The 18,403-nt window shown below is 64.7% G+C and carries 18 protein-coding genes; 7 read left to right on the top strand and 11 right to left on the bottom strand.

Going from position 1 to position 18,403, the window contains the following annotated elements; genetic code table 11:
• Positions 1 to 5: 5 nt before the first annotated feature.
• The 5 genes from MYCSM_RS10100 to MYCSM_RS10080 all read right to left on the bottom strand — a co-directional run bounded on the left by MYCSM_RS10100 (position 6) and on the right by MYCSM_RS10080 (position 4,737).
• A complete protein-coding gene (locus MYCSM_RS10100; protein WP_015306055.1) occupies positions 6 to 1,244 on the bottom strand; it encodes an amidohydrolase family protein in 1,239 nt (412 codons plus the stop codon).
• Entirely contained in the window at positions 1,241 to 2,071 is an 831-nt protein-coding gene (locus MYCSM_RS10095; RefSeq protein ID WP_015306054.1) for an enoyl-CoA hydratase, read from the bottom strand. The genes MYCSM_RS10100 and MYCSM_RS10095 overlap by 4 nt, the downstream gene beginning before the upstream one ends.
• Before the next feature lie 81 nt (positions 2,072 to 2,152).
• Positions 2,153 to 3,157 carry a dihydrodipicolinate synthase family protein gene (locus tag MYCSM_RS10090; RefSeq protein WP_015306053.1) on the bottom strand — a complete coding sequence of 335 codons (1,005 nt, stop codon included), beginning with the start codon at positions 3,155 to 3,157 and terminating at the stop codon, positions 2,153 to 2,155.
• A gap of 10 nt (positions 3,158 to 3,167) precedes the next feature.
• A complete protein-coding gene (locus tag MYCSM_RS10085; RefSeq protein WP_015306052.1) occupies positions 3,168 to 3,965 on the bottom strand; it encodes an SDR family NAD(P)-dependent oxidoreductase in 798 nt (265 codons plus the stop codon).
• 10 nt (positions 3,966 to 3,975) lie between these two features.
• Complete coding sequence (locus tag MYCSM_RS10080; RefSeq protein WP_015306051.1) at positions 3,976 to 4,737, bottom strand: crotonase/enoyl-CoA hydratase family protein; 762 nt, start codon at positions 4,735 to 4,737, stop codon at positions 3,976 to 3,978.
• 209 nt (positions 4,738 to 4,946) lie between these two features.
• Between MYCSM_RS10080 and MYCSM_RS10075 the strand changes: the two genes are divergently transcribed.
• Positions 4,947 to 5,717, top strand: coding sequence for a TetR family transcriptional regulator (locus tag MYCSM_RS10075; RefSeq protein WP_015306050.1), 771 nt, complete (start codon positions 4,947 to 4,949; stop codon positions 5,715 to 5,717).
• 77 nt (positions 5,718 to 5,794) lie between these two features.
• Here the strand turns inward: MYCSM_RS10075 and MYCSM_RS10070 are convergent, their stop codons facing one another.
• The 4 genes from MYCSM_RS10070 to MYCSM_RS10055 form a co-directional block, all read right to left on the bottom strand.
• Entirely contained in the window at positions 5,795 to 6,970 is a 1,176-nt protein-coding gene (locus MYCSM_RS10070; protein ID WP_015306049.1) for a thiolase family protein, read from the bottom strand.
• Positions 6,971 to 7,046: 76 nt separating this feature from the next.
• Positions 7,047 to 7,955, bottom strand: a complete 909-nt coding sequence (locus tag MYCSM_RS10065) for an enoyl-CoA hydratase/isomerase family protein (RefSeq protein ID WP_015306048.1) — start codon at positions 7,953 to 7,955, stop codon at positions 7,047 to 7,049.
• Positions 7,952 to 8,734, bottom strand: coding sequence for a FadR/GntR family transcriptional regulator (locus MYCSM_RS10060; protein WP_015306047.1), 783 nt, complete (start codon positions 8,732 to 8,734; stop codon positions 7,952 to 7,954). Before MYCSM_RS10060 ends, MYCSM_RS10065 begins: the two co-directional genes overlap by 4 nt.
• Complete coding sequence (locus MYCSM_RS10055; protein WP_015306046.1) at positions 8,734 to 9,384, bottom strand: hypothetical protein; 651 nt, start codon at positions 9,382 to 9,384, stop codon at positions 8,734 to 8,736. Before MYCSM_RS10055 ends, MYCSM_RS10060 begins: the two co-directional genes overlap by 1 nt.
• A gap of 79 nt (positions 9,385 to 9,463) precedes the next feature.
• On the opposite strand from MYCSM_RS10055, the gene MYCSM_RS10050 reads away from it, so the two are divergent.
• Genes MYCSM_RS10050 through MYCSM_RS10025 form a run of 6 tightly spaced genes read left to right on the top strand, consistent with a single transcriptional unit; the run spans position 9,464 to position 16,229 of the window.
• Positions 9,464 to 10,261 (top strand): enoyl-CoA hydratase/isomerase family protein, encoded by a 798-nt coding sequence (locus MYCSM_RS10050; protein WP_015306045.1) that lies wholly within the window; start codon positions 9,464 to 9,466, stop codon positions 10,259 to 10,261.
• Positions 10,262 to 10,265: 4 nt separating this feature from the next.
• Entirely contained in the window at positions 10,266 to 11,063 is a 798-nt protein-coding gene (locus MYCSM_RS10045; RefSeq protein ID WP_015306044.1) for an enoyl-CoA hydratase/isomerase family protein, read from the top strand.
• Complete coding sequence (locus tag MYCSM_RS10040) at positions 11,054 to 11,848, top strand: enoyl-CoA hydratase/isomerase family protein (protein WP_041311705.1); 795 nt, start codon at positions 11,054 to 11,056, stop codon at positions 11,846 to 11,848. Before MYCSM_RS10045 ends, MYCSM_RS10040 begins: the two co-directional genes overlap by 10 nt.
• The gene (locus tag MYCSM_RS10035) at positions 11,848 to 13,275 is read left to right on the top strand and encodes an AMP-binding protein (RefSeq protein WP_015306042.1); all 1,428 of its coding nucleotides are present in this window, start codon (positions 11,848 to 11,850) and stop codon (positions 13,273 to 13,275) included. Before MYCSM_RS10040 ends, MYCSM_RS10035 begins: the two co-directional genes overlap by 1 nt.
• The gene (locus tag MYCSM_RS10030; protein ID WP_015306041.1) at positions 13,265 to 14,743 is read left to right on the top strand and encodes a class I adenylate-forming enzyme family protein; all 1,479 of its coding nucleotides are present in this window, start codon (positions 13,265 to 13,267) and stop codon (positions 14,741 to 14,743) included. The genes MYCSM_RS10035 and MYCSM_RS10030 overlap by 11 nt, the downstream gene beginning before the upstream one ends.
• Complete coding sequence (locus tag MYCSM_RS10025) at positions 14,736 to 16,229, top strand: class I adenylate-forming enzyme family protein (protein WP_015306040.1); 1,494 nt, start codon at positions 14,736 to 14,738, stop codon at positions 16,227 to 16,229. Before MYCSM_RS10030 ends, MYCSM_RS10025 begins: the two co-directional genes overlap by 8 nt.
• Here the strand turns inward: MYCSM_RS10025 and MYCSM_RS10020 are convergent.
• The gene (locus MYCSM_RS10020; protein ID WP_015306039.1) at positions 16,210 to 17,652 is read right to left on the bottom strand and encodes a cytochrome P450; all 1,443 of its coding nucleotides are present in this window, start codon (positions 17,650 to 17,652) and stop codon (positions 16,210 to 16,212) included. The two genes, MYCSM_RS10025 and MYCSM_RS10020, sit on opposite strands and share 20 nt — an antisense overlap.
• A gap of 80 nt (positions 17,653 to 17,732) precedes the next feature.
• Positions 17,733 to 18,401 carry a GntR family transcriptional regulator gene (locus MYCSM_RS10015; protein WP_015306038.1) on the bottom strand — a complete coding sequence of 223 codons (669 nt, stop codon included), beginning with the start codon at positions 18,399 to 18,401 and terminating at the stop codon, positions 17,733 to 17,735.
• Between the last annotated feature and the right edge of the window lie 2 nt (positions 18,402 to 18,403).

Raw genomic sequence — 18,403 nt, 5'->3', positions numbered from 1 at the left:
GAAGGCTATGCCGAGACCTTGACGCCAAGAAGCTCTAATGCGTTGTCCCGCATGACTTTCCGGGTATCCTCGGCGCTGAACTCGGGGAACTGCGGGATGTCGGCGGTAAACGACATTGGATCCGCGAGCCCCTCACCGTGGGGCCAGTCGGAGCCGAACAGGATTTTGTCCACACCGATAGTTTCGGCGAGCAGCTTCACGTCGTCCTCGTAATACGGTGCGATCCAGACGTTGTTGCGTAGCTGCTCGACCGGGTCCTCTTTGAAGTGGTATGGCGCGGTGTTGGCCGCCTTCTTCAGCCGTTTGATCAAGCGGTAGACGAAGTAGGACCCGTTTTCGATGCTGGCCACCTTGAGCTTCGGATGCCGGGTGAAGACCTGATGCACGATCATCGAGGCCATCGTGTCGTGGATGGCGCGGTCGTCGAGCAGGACCTGGTCGAGCGGATCCTTCTTGCCGAAGCCCTCGAACGTCGCCTTGCCGCCCCACAACGCCGCGATCGCCAGATATCCGCTGTCGGACAGGTGGAATCCCACCGGTATCCCCGCTTCCGCCAACCGCGCCCACACGGGATCGTGCAACGGGTCGCCCAACGACCGCGGCTTGACCACGCCCGGCACCGGCGCTGGCCGCACCAGTACCATCCTGGCGCCGCGATCGAGCACGAATTCGACTTCCTCGACGGCCTTGTCCGGGTCAGCCAGCGAGATGATCGGCGCGGCGATGATCCGGTGATCGGGACGGTCGAAACCCCAGTCTTCGTCGAGCCAGAGGTTGAACGCGCGCACCGTGGCCATCGTCGCCTCGACGTCGTGCTTGAGCGCTTCTTCGACGCCGCACGCGAATGTCGGCAGCATGAACACGGTCTCGAGGTTCTGACGGTCGAGGACCTTCACCCTCGCGTCGCGGTTCTGGTACTCGGGATGATCGGCCATTCGGTCGACCTTCATCAGCGACGCGGGGTCGACGCCTTCGGGAATCTCACCGCGGAACAGCAGATCCAGGCAACCGGGTTCGATGATCGGGTCGAACGTCGGGTTGGGAATGAAGTGGTTGACCTTCTCGGCCATCACTGCCAAGGTGCGCTTGCCGTCCTGAACCATCTGGACGCCGCGTCGTTTGAATTCCTTGGGCAGATGCCGGGTGCAGGAGTCGAGCGTCTCGTAGTAGTGGTTGTCGACGTCGATCGCCTTGTAGTCCAGAGTTGGATGCGCGATCCGCTGCGCTACTCGCTCTGCTGTCATCGCGTGTCCTCCTTGAGAGACGGGAAGTTGGGCGGACGCTTCTCGAAGAAGCTCGTGATGCCCTCGATGAAGTCGGGGCGAAGCATCGATTCGTGCATCAGCTTCTCGGCTACCGCACTGGCTTCGAAAACATCGCGCATGGTGTCTGCGTACACCTGTTGCTTGATTACGGCCAGCGAACTGGGTGCACAGTTGTCGGCGATGTCCTCGGCGTAGCCGATGGCTCGTGGCAACAGCTCGTCCGGCGCCACGACCTCGTTGACGAGCCCGAGTTTTGCCGCCTCGTCGGCGAAAAAGACGCGTCCGCTCAGGAGCAGATCCATGGCGGTGCCCCACCCGACGACCCGCGGCAGGATCCAGGAAATGCCGTATTCGGCGATCAGCCCGCGCCGCGCGAACGACGTCGTGAATTTGGCTCCCTCGGCGGCGAACCGGACGTCGCACACCAACGCCATCGTCAGCCCCATGCCGGCGCAGGCCCCGTTGATCGCGGCGATGACGGGCTTGCGCATGGTCATCACGTGGTGAGGATGGTGCGAGCCGACGAGCTTGGTGACGTCGGTATCGCCCACGGCGTCGACGGTGGCATTGCTGATCGAGTTCAGGCTGCCCATATCGGCGCCTGCGCAGAAGGCGCGGCCGCTGCCGGTCACGACGATTGCCCGGACGTCGGGATCGGCGTCCGCATCGTCGAGGTGTTCGTAGAACGTGGAGGCAAGACCGCCGCCCCAGCCGTTCATCCGCTCGGGCCGGTTGAGGGTCACCACCGCGACGCCGGTTGCGCGAACCTCGTACAGGACCGGATCGGTGTCGCTGGTCGCAGTCACCCGGCGAACCTCCTCAGTAGCGGCTTCCAGCTGGATGTAATCCCATACTGTACACCTATCGGTAGTACCTTCCGCAACGGGTCAGGCGATCAATCCGAAGCGTTGATACGCCGTTCGGATCTGCGTCTTTCCGTCCTCGGGCAGCACCGCCTGCGGGGGCCTCGAATGCGGGTAGTCCCCGATCGGCAGGCCAAGTAGAGACGCGGCGTACTTGAAAGCGCCGCCCCAATGCGTGAAGTAGTCGCGCCGCCCGGGGTAGCAGGTGAACCACGAGCGCATGTCGACGCCGAACTGGTCGAGCCCAGACTTCTCGGCGAAGTCCATCGCCTCGATCAGCTTGTCGTTCCACACCAGCTGCCAATACTCGGAAATTATTGGCTGTTGCGGGGTTTCGTACAGATAGCCGGCCGTGCCGAGTTGTGCCGGTCCGACTATGCCTGCGCGCAGCCAGCCGGCGCGGTAGACGGTCAGATCGCACTCCCAGATCACCAGATCGGGCGCGAACTCGTGCAGCATCCGACTGCTGGCAGGCCGGAACGCGCCCTCCTTGGTGGCGCAGACGGCCGGGATCTCGTCGCAAATCCGTGCGCTTTCAGCGGGTGTCAACACATAGCCCGAGGACGGCGAATTGAACATGCCCAGCGCGATGTCGGTGCGGCCAGCGATGTAGCGGAAGAAGTTCAGCACGCCCTCGCCGCCGTGCGCCTCCATCATCGGCGTCTGGATGTAGACGATGTCGGCACCCACCTGCTGGGCGTGTTGCGTCAGCTCCAGGCAATCCTTGGCCGCTGTCGCGGCGGTGCAGGCCTGCACGACGACATTGGGATCGGCAGTGCGCCCTTCCTCAATCGCGACCTCCAGCAAGCGCTTTCGCTCATCGAGAGTGAGTGACCAGAACTCGGCGATGCCGCTGGTGCACCACAACATCGGGTGGCGCAGTTCGCCGACGCAGTAGCGCACCAGTGTCCGGTATGCGTCCCAGTCGATGTCGTCGCCGTCGGTACCACAGAACGGCGTGTAGAGGCTGTTGCCGATTCCGCGCAGCGTGGCGTGGGCCCATTCGCGAGCTTCGTTGGCAGTCGCCATAACTTACTCCCTAGGTGAAATCACTACCGCCGTCGACGTTGATGTTGGCGCCGGTCATGTACGAGTTGCGCTTGGACGCGAGAAATGCGACAACAGGCCCGATCTCCTCGGGCTGTCCGGCGCGCGGCAGATGCGCCGGATGCCCGAAGTGCTTGTCGATGGCGGCCATCAGCGCATAGGGGTCGGTGCCGTCGACGCCGACCGATTCCGCCCAGCCGCGCAAGGCTTCTGAAGCGATGCTGCCCGGCGAGACGACGTTGACCATGATCTCGTCCTTGGCCAGCAGCAGCGACAAGTTCTTCGAGATGCTCGTCAGTGCCGCCTTGGCGGCCGTGTACGCGGGCAGAATGACGGTCTGCCGTTGCGTGGAATGTGCAGAGAAGTTGACGATCCGGGCCCATGGCGCCTTTCGCAGCAGCGGCAGTGCGGAGCGAACGCAGTGCACCATTCCCAGCACGCCGTCGTCGAAGGCCGCGCGCCACTGCTCGTCGGTGAGATCCTCGAACGTGCCTATCGAGCCGGGGCCGACCGCGTTGATGAGCGCGTTGAGTTGGCCGTCCCAGCGCTGGCTCAGCTCGTCGAACACCCGCTGGACGTGTTCTGCGTCAGTGGTGTCGGCGACCAATCCCAACGCGTCAGGGCTTCCGCACTCGGCCAGGTCTTTCGCGGCCCGCTCGAGAATGTCTTTCGTCCGCCCGACGACGGCCACCCTTGCACCGTCATCGGCCAGGCAGCGCGCGGCCGCGTAACCCATTCCGCGACCGCCGCCGACCACGACGGCCGTGGCATCCTTGAGCCCGAGGTCCACGGCGCTACTCCTACGAGCCGGTCCAGTTCGGCGCCCGCTTCTCGGCGAACGCGATAGCGCCCTCCTTGGCGTCGTTGGACGTGAAGATCGGAATGATGTGTTCGAGCTGCTTTTTCCACATCTCCTCCTCGCTCCAGTCCGCGGACTTGGTCATGATCTCCTTGGTGGTGGCGATTGCCAGCGGCCCGTTGGCGGTGATGCGCTCGGCGAGTTCGATCGCCCCGTCCAGCGCCTTGCCCGGTTCCGTGAGGACGTTGACGAAACCCCATGCCTCACCCTGTTCAGCGGTGAAGCTGTCGCCGGTCAGCGCGAGTTCGAGCGCCTTTTGATACGGGATGCGCTTCTGCAGTCGCAGCAGTCCGCCGCCCGCGGCTACCAGGCCGCGCTTGACCTCGGGGATGCCGAACTTCGCTTCCCGCGACGCGACCACCAGGTCCGTGGCGAGGACGACCTCGGTGCCGCCTGCCAGCGCGTAACCCTCGACGGCCGAGATCAGCGGTTTGCGCGGCGGCCGTTCGGTGAAGCCGATGCCGCGGCCGGGGATGGCTACGACCTCGCCGGCGGCGAAGGCCTTCAGGTCCATGCCCGCGCAGAAGTTGCCGCCGGCGCCGGTGATCACCGCGACGGACAGGTCAGTGCTTTCGTCGAGTTCATCGACGGCGTCGGCCAGACCCTGGCTCACCGCGAGGTTCACCGCGTTGCGCGCATCCGGCCGATTGATAGTGATGACAAGCACCCGCCCGCGGCGCTCGGTGAGAATTTCGTCCGACACTCTTGGTCCTTCGCCTTTCGCCCGATTTGCTAGAAACGCTTACTATAGGTCTTACAGTAGAAGAGTGAGAAAGTGAAGGCGCCGTCGACTGGATGGCCGCCGGTAAGGTTGACGGTAACGGCCGAGCGGCGACACGGACGCAAAGACGCAGTTCAGACGGTGGCTGCCGGTAAATTCGAGTCCACCAACACTTGATGGAGGTGCCCTTCGTGGCCAAGCAGGCAACCGCTGAGAAGCGTCAGCGACGCGAGCGCGGGTCCATCAATCCCGACGACATCATCAAGGGCGCGTTCGAGCTCGCGGAAGAGGTCGGGATCGACAACCTCAGCATGCCGCTGCTCGGCAAGCACCTCGGCGTCGGTGTCACGAGCATCTACTGGTACTTCCGCAAGAAGGACGATCTGCTCAACGCGATGACCGATCGCGCGCTGCGCCAGTATGTCTTCGCCACGCCGTACGTCGAGGCCAAGGATTGGCGCGAGACGTTACGCAATCATGCGCGCGTCATGCGAAAAGCGTTCATGGGCAACCCGATTCTGTGCGATCTGATTCTCATCCGGTCGGCTTTGAGTCCGCGGGCGGCCAAGCTGGGCGTGAAAGAGGTAGAGAAGGCGATCGCGAGTCTGGTGGAAGCCGGCCTGTCACCCGAGGATGCGTTCGACACGTACTCCGCGGTGTCGGTGCATGTCCGCGGGTCGGTGGTGCTGCAACGGCTGCGCGACAAGAACCGGGCAGCCGACGAGGGGCCGAGTGACATCGAAGAAACGATGGCGATCGATCCCGAAACCACGCCGCTGCTGGCCCAGGTGACGGCGAAGGGGCATCACATCGGCGCTGCCGACGACAAGAACTTCGAGTTCGGCCTCGAGTGCATCCTCGACCATGCAGGTCGGCTCATCGGTTCGGGCAGCAAGCCTGCGCGCAAGGCGACGAAGGCGTCGGGACCGCGCACGCGAAGCAAGGCCGCCGCCGCGCGCTAGTCCCTCTTCCGAGTGTGGGCTTGTGTCACGCGAAAGCGCGCGAACACGTGCGGGTAACCCACGTTCGGCGGCTCGCGCTAGACCTCGATGACGACGGCGCCGCCCTGGCCGCCACCCGCGCACATCGCTGCCACGCCGATGCCACCGCCGCGCCGCTGTAACTCGTAAACCAACGTCGTGATCATCCGCGCGCCCGACGCGGCGATGGGATGGCCGAGGCTGCAACCACTTCCGGAGAAGTTGACCAGCTCCTCGTCGATGTCGTACTCGCGGCACGCCGCGATCGGCACCGAGGCGAACGCCTCGTTGATCTCCCACAGCGCGACATCGGACGGCTTGAGCCCAGCCCGCTGCAGCACCTTGCCGATCACCTTCACGGCACCCAGCCCGCAATCGCGCGGAGAGACACCTGCTGCGGCCCAAGCCTTCACGGTTGCCAACTTGGTCAGCTTCTCGGCGTCGGCGTAGTCGCCATCGACAAGTGCAACAGCAGCCGCAGCATCGTTGGTGCCGCTGCTGTTGCCCGCGGTGATCGAGAATCCTTCGATCTCCGGATGCAGGACCTTGAGGCCCGCGAGCTTCTCGACGGTGGTGTCGCGGCGCGGGTGCTCGTCCACGCTGAAGTCGATCACCGACCCGTCGAACTGCTGGACCTTCAGCGGAATGATCTCGTCGACGAACTTGCCCGCGTCGATGGCCGCGATCGCACGCTCATGCGACCGCGCAGCCCACGCGTCCATCTCCTCACGCGTGATGCCGACAGCCTGAGCGGTGTTCCACCCGACGGTGATCGACATGTCCTTGCATGGCGCATCAGGCGTCTCGGGGTGCGTCGGCGGCATCCAGCGTTCCTCGAACTTCAGCTCGGGCCCGGGGATGCGTTGGTTCATCAGCGGCGTCATCGACAGCGACTGCACGCCACCGGCGATGAGCGCGCGCTCCATCCCAGAGCCGATCTGCGCGGCCGCGTTGCCGATCGCGGTGAGGCTGCCCGCGCAGTGCCGGTTCACCGACTGGCCAGGAATGTCCTCCATGCCGGTGGCCGCCGCGGCGTAGCGTGCGAGATCGCCGCCGCCGTAATGCGATTCGGCGAAGATGATGTCGTCGAACGCACTGGGGTCGACGCCGGACCGGCGCACGACTTCCGGCAGCACCGTCGTGATAAGCGTCTCCGGGGGCGTGTTGACCAGCGTCCCCTTGAACGAGCGGCCGATGGCCGTCCTGGCGGCACTGACGATCACGGGTGTTGGCATGTTTCGACCTCGGCTTTCGGCGTAACTACTTTACAAAAGTAGCAGATACTGTATCGCTGTCAGTACGTGACCGGCGTCACTCCGGCTCTGGCACGTAGAAATGCTCGTCGCGCAACCGGAACGCTTCCTTGGTTCCGCGTTGCGCCCGCGTCTTCACGAAGTTGAACTCGCCCGGCGCGAACTGCAGGTTCGTCCCGAATGCGTGGAACAGATAGCTGGCGACTTCCTCGCCCTGGTAGGCCTGGCTCTGCTCGACGAGCCGGAAGGCCTCCTTCGCGATCACGACACCGTCGGCGGGCATCCTCGCGGCCTTCTCAGCCCAGTACCGGGCCCTGGCCGGGACCGCGGCGGGTTCGCACGTCTCGGTGAAAACGCCGAGGTGCTCGACGGCGCCCGCCTCGATGATGTCGCCGGTCAGCAGCAGTCGACGCGCCAGCACAGGGCCGAGCCGATGGAAGAACATGTGCAGGCTGCCAAGCGCGGGCCCGAGAAATCGGGTGGCGGGCATGCCGATCTTGGTGTTACGCCCGATCACCGAGATGTCGGTCATCAACGCCATCTCGAAGCCGCCCCCGAGCGCGTACCCACTGATCTCCCCCACTGTGACCTTCGGGAAGCCCATCAGGTTGTGATAGAAGGTGAACGACTTTCGATCCACGGTCAGCCGCCTGCGCTGACTGGGCCGCCGCTTGGCTTCCGGCGCGTCTTTATCGGTGTTTGTCCGCTCGTCGCGCGAGCGCTCATCGCCGTACCAGCCGTATGCGTTGTTCATGTCAGCACCGGTGCTGAAGACGCCCTCCGCGCCGCGCAGCAACACAACCGTGATGTCGTCGTCTTCGGCAACGCGATCCAGATAGCGTGCGACCGTATCGCGCATCGCCGCGTCGTACGAATTGCGTTGGCTGGGGTTGTTGAACGTGATCGTCGCGATCCGCTTGTCGGAGTCCACGTCGAACAAAACGCGGTCGTCTGTGGAGGTTGTCATCTGCCAGGCTCCTGATGTTTGCCATTCGAAATCAATTTGGCCTCAATGGTTTTGTCACTGCCAGCCGTTAGCGTGTTGCGACGAGCGACGGCCAGGTGGTCCTGTGCGAGCCGCACCGCGCGTGCGGAGTCGCCGTCACGAATTGCGTCCAGCAGGCGTTGGTGATCGCGCAGCGCCGCACGCATGGTCTTGCGCGACATCGGATCCCCTTCGTCGCTCCACACCGACGACTCGTGGGCTGACCAGATCAGCTCCATGGAGCCGATCAGCAAGATCATCGGCTCGTTACCGCATCGGGACACGATCGCCTCATGAAACCGTCGCGCGTTGGGCACATAGCGCGATAAGTCGTCGAATTGCTCTGTCTGCATCTCGATTTCGGCCTCGAGGTACGGCACGACCTCGGTCAGCCGATCCTCACGCCCCGCGCACATCCCGGCGCAAATCGGCTCGAGGTGCACCAGCGCGCCGCTGACGTCCGCGGGTGTCGAGGACCGCGACTGCAACACCATGCTGATCATGTGCGCGGTTCGCTCGGCCGACGGCTGATGAACGACTGCCCCGCCGACGTTTCCGCGGCGCACCGAGATCAGCCCATCGGTTTCCAGGATGTGGATCGCTTCGCGCAGTGCCGGCGGGCTCACCCCGAACTCGGAGAACAAGCTCTCCTGCGACGGCAGCACATCGCCTTCCTTGAGCCGGCCGGACAGAATGTCCTCCCGCAGCCGGGAGGCCACGATCTCGGCCACCCGAGGCTGACGAATCCGTTGAACCACCACTAGAACTCGGCCCGCCGCTTACCAAATTGAAAGCCGGTCAGTTTGTCCGGCGAGTTCGCCACCGTTTTCAACTCACCGATGCAGAGCACCTCATCATCAAGCAGCAGTCGCGCCGTCGACGCCACTCTGCCCTCTGCTTCGAGCCGCTCGATGTCGAAGCGCAGCTCGGTGAGAACAGGGGTGGGCCTGCGAAAGGTCACCGTGAGTGAGCGCGTCTTTCCTGTGCGCGCGGCCGCGCAACTCTGGTGCTGGGTGATGCAGTCGAAGAAGACAGCCAGAAATCCTCCGTTCACCAACCCGGGCGGGCCTTCGTATACCAGTGGGAAGGTGACACGGCCAGAAGCGGTTTCGTCGTCGAGATGATCGAAGGTGTATTCGGGAAAACAGGGGTTGTACGCGCCGACATCGAATGCGTGGTCCAGATAGACGCGCTTTTCCTCGTCACCCTCGCCGATCCGGGGCGTGGGATCCGGCGGGACCGCGCCCGCCAACTCTCGTTCCCAATCGGCGACCTGCGCGAGCATGGCGTCCACCGTCGGATGCTCATGCTCCAAGGACAGCAACAGACCCGTCAGACGTCGGAGAGCACCCGCAGCCTCGACCGTCTGCGCCAGCGGTTGCTCGCCGTATCGCGGTGTGTCTTCCGCCATGCGCCCTTTCCTTGCTAACTTGTACAGGATAGCAATACTGTAGGGGTAACCGTATAGCTCTGGATGGGCGGATTCAACAGTGAGCGACATTGGCGCAGTGACGGCCGCGCGGGACGGCGACGTCCTTCGGCTCACGCTCGATCGTCCGTCGAGACGCAACGCGCTAAGCCAGTCGATGATCGACGCCCTTGTCGAACTGCTGACCAAGGCCGCCACCGACGATTCGCTGCGCGCCATTTACCTCCGCGGGGCGGGCGCCGACTTCTGCGCAGGCGTGGACTGGGTGGCCACCAACAGCTCCGGACAGCGGCCGCGCACAGGCGATCTCGTCCGCCGCATTCCGCACACCGCCAACCGCGTGATCGAACTCCTGCACACCATCCACCTGCCCGTGGTCTGCAGTGTGCGGGGATGGGCTGTCGGCCTTGGCTGCAACCTCGCACTGGCCGCCGATTTCACCGTCGCCGCCGACGACGCGGTGTTCTGGGAGCCGTTCGTCGGACGCGGCTTCTCCCCCGACTCCGGCTCCACGTGGCTGTTGCCCCGGCTGGTCGGTGTCGCACGGGCCAAGGAGATGCTGATGCTCGGCGAGAAGGTGGGCGGCAGCGATGCCGCGGACTGGGGGCTGGTGCATCGGTACGTGGGCACAGCCGAGCTCGACGACGTCAGCGAGCAATTGGTGAACCGGCTGGCGTCCGGGCCGACGGTCGCCATCGGGCTGGCCAAGCAAGCAATCAACTACGGGCAGCATGCCACGCTGGATCAGGCGATGACGCAGGAGCTGTTCAACGTTGAGTTATCGTGCAGGACAGCCGATTTCAAAGAGGGCCTGGCGGCGTTCCGCGACAAGCGCACACCGGAGTTCGGCGGAAGGTGACCAGATGAAATTCGTCAAGTACGAAGTCGACGGGCACAAGGTCACGATCACGCTGAACCGGCCCGACGCTCTCAACGCACTCAGTCCGGCGATGATCGCGGAACTGCGCGCCGCATACGACGAAGCCGAGAACGACGACAACATCTGGACCCTCATCGTCACCGGCACCGGCCGCGCCTTCTGCACCGGCGCCGACGTCGGCGAGATTCCCGAAGACGGCCGGGTGATCTACGAGCGCCCTTATCTGTCCACCTACGACCAGTGGGAGGCGCCCCAGGAGGGCACCCCGCCGTTCCGACGCATGGCCAAGCCCGTCCTGACAGCCATCAACGGATTGTGTTGTGGCGCAGGACTGGACTGGATTACCACCGGCGACATTGCGATCGCATCCGACAAGGCGACATTCTTCGATCCGCACGTCAGCATCGGCTTGGTGGCCGGTCGCGAAATGGTGCGGCTTGCCAGAGTGCTACCACGCAATATCGCGCTGCGGATGGCACTGATGGGCAAGCACGAGCGGATGAGCGCACAGCGCGCCTACGAGCTCGGCATGATCAGCGAAGTCGTCGAGCACGACAAGCTTCTCGAACGCGCGCATGAAATCGCCGACATCGTGAACTCGAACGCACCACTGGCCGTGCGTGGAACGCGGTTGGCCATCCACAAGACACTCGACCTGCCCCTGCATGAGGCCGAGATTCTTGCCGAGACGTTCCGCGAGCGTGTGGTGCGCACTGAGGATGCGCTCGAGGGACCAACGGCATTCATGGAGAAGCGCGCGCCGAATTGGCAGTGCCGGTGACGGCGTTCGAAACGATCCTGCTCGACGTGGATGCCGACGTTCACGTCGCTACCATCACGCTGAACCGGCCGGATTGCCTCAACGCTTTCAACCGCACCATGTGCGAGGAGATGGCCCAGGCGTGGCGCATCGTCAAACTCGACGAGGCGGTGCACGCTGTCGTGCTTCGTGCCGCCGGCGACCGGGCGTTCAGCGCCGGTCTGGACATCAAGTCCTCCTACTGCCAGCCGGACAACGTGTGGAATCACGAGGATCCGGGCGAGGCGCTCAGCCCGAAATGGCAGAAGATGTGGAAACCCGTCGTGTGCGCCGTTCACGGCATCTGCACTGCGGGTGCGTTCTACTTCGTCAACGAGTCCGATGTGGTGATCTGCTCCGAGGACGCGACGTTCTTCGACTCCCACGTCAGCGCTGGCTTGGTGTGTGCCTTGGAGCCGATCGGGTTGATGCGCCGCGTCGGTCTCGGCGAGGCTCTGCGAATCGCGTTGATGGGCAACGACGAACGCGTCGGTGCCGACACTGCCCTTCGCATCGGCTTGGTGTCCGAGGTCGTAGTCTCCCGCGACCGGCTCTGGGCGCGCGCCAACGAGATCGCCACAGCGATCGCCGCCAAGCCACCGTCGGCCACCCAGGGCACCGTGAAGGCGATCTGGGAGTCGCTGGACAAACCGTATCGCGCGGCGCTGGAACAGAACCTGATCTATACCCGGCTGGGAAATCCGCTCGGGCAGGCTGAACTTGCGGCCCACGGTGACGAATCGGCGGCGGAACCGAGGGTGCGCTGATGCATCCACTCAGCAGGCGCATCGCCGGCGTGCTGGGGCTGTCGCCGGAGGCCGTGGCCATCGAGTACGACGGCCAGTGGTCGACATGGCGTCAGGTGTCCGGCCTCGCGAAGCGAATCGCCGTCGTCGGCGACTCCGAAGTCGGGATCCTGCTGCGCAACAGCCCCGCCCACGTCGCGGCTCTCCTCGGCGTCCTGCTCGGTGGCGGCACTGTGGTGACAATCAATCCGTCGCGCGGCAAAGACCGCACGCGTGACGATATCGCCGCGCTTGACCTGCCGCTGGTTATGGGGACAGCGGACGATCTTGCTGCGCTGGTTCCCGACGGCCCTGCATGGGTACCGCTGTCGGGTCTAGACGATGCGCCAGAAGTTCCTTCGGTCGTAACCAGCGCGACCCGCCCCGGCGTCGCCGTGCGGATGCTGACCAGCGGAACGACCGGTCCACCCAAGCGAATCGACCTCACTTACGACATGCTGGCGCACAGCGTGGTCTCAGCGGCCGCCGCCCCGACTGAGCTGCGAAAGGGAGTTGCGATCGTCAACGCCCCGCTGGTGCATATCGGCGGCGTCTTCCGAGTGCTGCAGTGTGTCTGTGAGGCAAGGCCATTCGCGTTGCTGGATCGATTTGCGCTCGACCAGTGGGCCGACGCGGTACGTAGGCACCGGCCGCGCGCAGTGTCACTGGTGCCCGCCGCACTGCGGACCGTGTTGCATTCCGATCTGACTCGCGAGGATCTGGCGAGCGTCCGGGCGGTCACGTCGGGCACGGCGCCGCTGTCGGCCGAGGATGCCGACACTTTCACCGCAAAGTTCGGTATTCCCGTCCTGACGTCTTACGCCGCAACGGAATTCGGTGGTGGTGTCGCTGGCTGGACGTTGTCCGATTATCAGGAGTACTGGCAGGACAAGCGCGGCAGCGTTGGCCGGGCAACTCTCGGAGCGCAACTGAGGGTCGTCGACGACACCGGCACCCCGCTCGGCCCCGACCAACCCGGGTTGTTGGAGGTCAAACCCGGTCAGCTGGGTCCGTCTACCGACTGGATGCGCACCACCGACCTGGCGCGCATCGACGCCGACGGGTTCCTCTGGATCCTCGGACGCGCCGATCAGGCCATCATCCGCGGCGGCTTCAAGGTGATGCCCGACGACGTGCGCGGCGCGCTGGAGAGCCATCCTGCGGTGCGGGGCGCGGCCGTCGTGGCCAGGTCCGATGACCGGCTCGGCGAGACACCGGTTGCAATGGTCGAGTTACGTGCACCCGTCGACGCCGCCGCGTTGATCGATTATCTGCGAGCGCGGTTGGCGCGCTATGAGATTCCTGCCGCGGTCGCGATCGTCGACCAGATTCCCCGAACGCCCTCCGGCAAGGCAGACCTCGGTGCGGTCCGTGAATTCTTCAGCCAGCCCGTCGAACATGCCACGTGACGCCCTCACCGTCGGCGGGGTGTTGCGGCGGCAGTCGCGCGCCCGTGGCGAGCATCCGCTGCTGATCTGTGATGCCGAGCGGCTCAGCTACGCAGACGCGGACCGCCGCTCGGCGCGGTTGGCGCGCGGCCTGATTGCGCTCGGCGCCGGCAAGGGCACTCACGTCGGGCTCCTCTACCCGAACGGCGCCCCGTGGATCGTCGCAATGCTGGCCGCAGCACGCATCGGCGCAGTCGTCATACCGTTCTCGACCTTCGCCACCGCACCGGAGATCGAGACGCAGCTCGTCGACAGCGACACTGAAATCCTGCTGGCCACTGCGTCCTTTCGTGCTCATGACTACCGGGAGCGCCTCGCCGGCGTCGAGGTTCCGTTGCTGCGCCACGTCCTCATCGACTCCGAACCCGCCGACTGCGTTGAGGCCTGGCGGCTCGAGGCGTTGGAAGGTGACGTCGACGAGTCGGATCCGCTAGCCATTGTCTACACGTCAGGCTCGACCAGCGCGCCCAAGGGCGTCGTTCACACACACTTCTCCCTGCTTGGCCACCAAGAGGTGCTCAACGAAATTCGCGGGTTGACCGCGAACGACAAGCTGTTCTGCAATTCGCCGTTCTTCTGGATCGGCGGAATCGCATTCGCGGTGCTGGCCACACTGCTCGCTGGCTCGACTTTGGTGTGTTCCAACGCCACCGACGCCGGCGAGACGCTCGATCTGCTCGAAGCCGAAAAGCCCACAATGACCAATGGTTTCGTGACAGGGATTGCCCATCTCGCGAATCACCCCAGCCTGCCTGGGCGCAACTTGTCGTCCATGCGTCGCGGGAACCTGTATCCGATCATGGCGCCCGACGTTCGGCCTGCCGATCCCGAGTTGCGCCACACCATGCTCGGCATGACCGAAGCGGGCAGCGTCATCACGATCAGTGAGGACGAATCCAACCAACCCGAGTACCGACGCGGCTCATTCGGCAGGCCAGCGCCCGGTTTCGACACCAAGATTGTCGACGGCGAACTGTGTATCCGCGGACCGTATGTGATGCAGCGGTACTACAAGCGTAGCCGCGAAGAGTGCTTCGATGACGACGGCTGGTTCCACACCGGCGACCTCGTCCGCATCGACGCCGACGGCTTCGTCTACTTCATCGGCCGGCGTGGGGCGATGATCAAGACTGCAGGCGCCAACGTCGCACCCGCCGAGGTCGAGAAGGCGATCGCCAAGGTGACCGGTGGGACCGTCGCACACGTGCTGGGACTCCCCGATCCCGAGCGCGGACAACTGGTCGCCGCGGTCATCGCGTTGGGGGACGACGCCGGGTTCGACGAGGCCTCGGTGCTCGACCTGCTCAAGGCCGAGTTGTCGTCCTACAAGATCCCGAAAAGGTTTGTGGCCGTGCCGCGTTCCGCGATTCCCGTGCTCTCCAGCGGCAAGGTCGACCTCGCCGCGTTACAGAAGCTGTTCGATGCTTGACACCATCGACGCGGTGATCCGGCGCCGTGCGGCCCAGCATGGCGACAAGCCGATGGTCGTCGACACCGACTCGCGGCTCAGCTACGCCGAGCTTGACCAGACCACCCGCGCGATGGCGGCGGGGTTCATCGAAGCCGGCATCAGCAAGGGCACCCGGGTCGGGCTGATCATGCCGAACCGCGCGCAGTGGGTGCAAATCGCCGCGGCGTTGACGCGTATCGGCGCTGTCCTGGTGCCCTTGAGCACGCTCCTGCAGCCTCCGGAGCTGGTGGCCCAGTTGCGGGTTGCCTCCGTTATGTCGCTGATCGCGGTCGAGGAATTCCGCGGCCACCGTTATCTGGATGACTTGGCGGGGGTCATGAATACGCCTGAACTGCCTGCACTGCAGTCGGCTTGGGCGCCCGCCCAGTTGACGTCCGGCGAGCAGGACATCGATGCCATGACGGCGGCCGTCACCCCCAGCGACACGCTGGTCATCATGTTCACGTCGGGAAGCAGCGGGCCGCCGAAGGGCGTCATCCACTCGCATGGCAACGCGCTGGCCGCGGTGCAGTCCGGTCAGACCGCGCGGTGCATCGACGCGGACACGCGGCTGTATCTGCCGATGCCGTTCTTCTGGGTGGGCGGTTTCGGCAGCGGGATATTGTCGGCGCTGCTAGCCGGCGCCACGCTCGTCACCGAGGAGATCCCACGTCCCGAGACGACATTGCGGCTGTTGGAGCGCGAAAAGGTCACATTGTTTCGCGGCTGGCCCGACCAGGCCGAGGCGCTGGCGCGCCAATCCGCCTCTGTCAGAGCGGATTTGTCTGCGCTGCGGCCCGGCAGCCTGGAGGCGCTGCTGCCACCTGAACAACACGCGGAACCCGGCGCGCGGGCGAAGTTGTTCGGCATGACCGAGTCCTTCGGGCCCTATTGCGGCTACCCCGCCGACACCGACATGCCACGGTCTGCGTGGGGAAGCTGCGGTAAGCCCTTCGACGGAATGCAGGTGCGTATCGTCGACCCTGACACCGGCGAGCCCGTTCCCGCGGGCACGATCGGCATGATCCAGCTCCGGGGACCACACACGTTGCGGGGCATCTGCCGACGCAGCCGCGAAGAAGTCTTCACCCCCGACGGCTACTACCCCACCGGGGACCTCGGACACCTCGACGACGACGGCTTCATGTTCTACCGCGGCCGCTGCGACGACATGTTCAAGGTCAGCGGTGCCACCGTCTACCCGAGCGAAGTCGAGGAGGCGCTGCAGACCATCGACGGCGTAGAGAATGCGTTCGTCACCGAGATCGACGGCGCCGTCGGCGCCGCCGTGATATCCGCGGATGCCATCGATCACCTACGTGCTGAAGCGCGAAAGCGGTTGAGCGCCTTCAAGGTTCCGACGCGGTGGCTGCTGCTGGACTCCGACGACGACGTGCCGCGCGGAACAACCGGCAAGGTTGATGTCCGGAAGCTGCGCGAATTGCTCACAGCCTCCGTAACGTGATCGGCATTCCGTCGGTCGGCATGACAAGCGCCGTGTGGTCCCACTCCACCTCGTAGCCTTCGGGCACCTCGAGCCGGTACTGCAGCAGCATGTGGTGCAGCAGCGACTTCACCTCTGCGGTACCAAAATTCATCCCGATGCACTTGTGCGCGCCGCCGCCGAATGGAACGTCCTGGAAACGATGGCGCTTGTCTTCGCGTCGCGGCTCCGCATACCGTTCGGGGTCGAAGGCGTCGGGGTCGCTCCAGCGGTCAGGAAGGATGTGCACGGCACCGGGAACGACCGCCAAAATGGTGCCAGCCGGAATAAACTTCCCGTCGAGCGCGGTGTCTTCGGTGGCCCGGCGGACCAGCGCCGGCACCGGCGCCACCAACCGCATCGCCTCCCGGAATACCAGCTCCAGCGACTCCAGCTTCTCCAGTGTGGCGAGGTCGATCAGGCCATCGCCCAACGCCTGCGACTCTGCCCGACAGCGTTCTTGCCAGCTGGGATTCCTGGCCAGGTAGTAGGCCATCGAACTCGCCGTGATTGTGGACGTGTCGTGGGCGGCCATCATCAGGAAGATCATGTGGTTGACGATGTCGTCGTCAGCGAAGCGGTGGCCGTCCTCGGTTTCCACGTGGGTGAGAGCAGCGAACAGATCCTCGTCGTCCGACGCCCTCTTCTGCGCAACCAGCGGCCGGAAGTAATCCTCGAGCACCTTGCGACCCGCCAGCCCCTTGCTCCACCGGTTTGGCAGGCCCGGATGGCCGGCGCGAACGAAACCCGTTCCGGCGCGGACGGTATCGATGAATGCGCGGGTGAGCCGGTCCGCTTCGGGGCTGGGCTCGCGACCCATGAACACGCGGGTGGCGATGTCCAGCGACAGCGACTTGACCGCCGGGAACATCAGCATCGGTTGGTCAACAGGCCACGCCGGAACGGCCTGCTCGATGATTCCGTTGATCTGTGTCAGGTAGGCCTCGAGCCGAGATCTGGTGAAGGCCTCCTGCATGATCCGCCGGTGCAGCAGGTGTTCCTGACCGTCGAGCAGCATCAAGCCCCTGGTGAAGAAATTTGCGATGAAATACTCCCAGCCGGATTGGCTGTAAACCTTGTCCTTGTTCGCCAGTACCTGCTGAATCGCATCCGGGCCGATGACCCAGACGACTTTGGTGCCGAACGCGGCGGTCCACATCACCCCGCCGTACTTCGGGTAGTACTCGACGGTGAGCTGTTGTCCCTCACGCAATATCTTCAGCGTCTTCCCGATTACCGGCAGACCGCGCTCGCCCATGACCGGTTCAAGGCCGCTTCCCGGTGGCGGATCCGCGAGCGGCTCGGCTGCGACGCCGATGCGGTTGGTGATGGCATCGACGAGGGTGTCGCCCGGGAAGTGTTTGAGGCTGGGTCGCGCGATCTTTTCGGCCAGAATCGTCGCCATAATTGAAGGATCCTCCCCAGTTCGGTGTTGCGGGTCACTTTTGGCGTCGCAGTCGACGCCAAACGTACGTTTGGGCGCAGTTAGCCGACCACGCCGCGTTGCGTCAGGTGGTCGATCAATGGGTCGGCTCCAGCCGCGAGGTGTTCGGACATCGCTGTGCGCGCAAGCTTTTCATCGTGCTGTTCCAGCGCCGCCAACAGCTTGCGATGGTGCTCGGTCGACTGCTCGGGCCAGCCCGCGATGGTGGGAAACACCGACTCTGGCGCGTAGCGGGTGATCTGGGACATCAGCTGAGCAAGCTTCGGTGAGTCGGCGGCCACGTTGATCGCCTTGTGGAACTCGTGGTTGAGCCGCACCGCACGCTCGTCGTCGTCGCTGGCGTATGCATCTTCCAACTCAGTCTGAATCTTCTCCAGGTCGCGCAGCTGCTCGTCGGTGATGCTGACCGCCGCCCGCGCCGCAAGCTCCCCGCCGATGTGCGCCTGCACATTAGACACATCGGTAAGATCCCGGCGGGTCACCGGCACCACCACAAAGCCACGCCGAGGCTGCTGCACCAGCAGACCCTCTGCGCTCAGCACGAAGAGCGCTTCGCGTACCGGAGTGACGCTGACACCCAACTCCACCGCCAACTGATCCAGCCGGATGTACTGGCCCGCAGCGTAGCTGCCGTCGAAGATGCGCTTGCGCACATACCGCGCCACATCCTCGGCCAGCTGGGGCCGGAACGCGAAATCGGATGCCGTCATGG

The sequence above is a fragment of the Mycobacterium sp. JS623 genome (genome assembly GCF_000328565.1).
Classification (GTDB): Bacteria; Actinomycetota; Actinomycetes; order Mycobacteriales; family Mycobacteriaceae; genus Mycobacterium.
The sequence above is the reverse complement of the archived record's forward strand: the minus strand, read 5'-3'. Positions and strand labels throughout refer to the sequence as shown.

What these genes read in the sequence shown, in the direction of transcription:
- MYCSM_RS10090 (WP_015306053.1), bottom strand. Translation starts at nt 3,157, where the DNA reads ATGGCGACTGCCAACGAAGCTCGCGAATGGGCCCACGCCACGCTGCGC.
- MYCSM_RS10100 (WP_015306055.1), bottom strand. Translation starts at nt 1,244, where the DNA reads ATGACAGCAGAGCGAGTAGCGCAGCGGATCGCGCATCCAACTCTGGAC.
- MYCSM_RS10035 (WP_015306042.1), top strand. Translation starts at nt 11,848, where the DNA reads ATGCATCCACTCAGCAGGCGCATCGCCGGCGTGCTGGGGCTGTCGCCG.
- MYCSM_RS10070 (WP_015306049.1), bottom strand. Translation starts at nt 6,970, where the DNA reads ATGCCAACACCCGTGATCGTCAGTGCCGCCAGGACGGCCATCGGCCGC.
- MYCSM_RS10055 (WP_015306046.1), bottom strand. Translation starts at nt 9,384, where the DNA reads ATGGCGGAAGACACACCGCGATACGGCGAGCAACCGCTGGCGCAGACG.
- MYCSM_RS10020 (WP_015306039.1), bottom strand. Translation starts at nt 17,652, where the DNA reads ATGGCGACGATTCTGGCCGAAAAGATCGCGCGACCCAGCCTCAAACAC.
- MYCSM_RS10030 (WP_015306041.1), top strand. Translation starts at nt 13,265, where the DNA reads ATGCCACGTGACGCCCTCACCGTCGGCGGGGTGTTGCGGCGGCAGTCG.
- MYCSM_RS10045 (WP_015306044.1), top strand. Translation starts at nt 10,266, where the DNA reads ATGAAATTCGTCAAGTACGAAGTCGACGGGCACAAGGTCACGATCACG.
- MYCSM_RS10025 (WP_015306040.1), top strand. Translation starts at nt 14,736, where the DNA reads ATGCTTGACACCATCGACGCGGTGATCCGGCGCCGTGCGGCCCAGCAT.
- MYCSM_RS10015 (WP_015306038.1), bottom strand. Translation starts at nt 18,401, where the DNA reads ATGACGGCATCCGATTTCGCGTTCCGGCCCCAGCTGGCCGAGGATGTG.
- MYCSM_RS10065 (WP_015306048.1), bottom strand. Translation starts at nt 7,955, where the DNA reads ATGACAACCTCCACAGACGACCGCGTTTTGTTCGACGTGGACTCCGAC.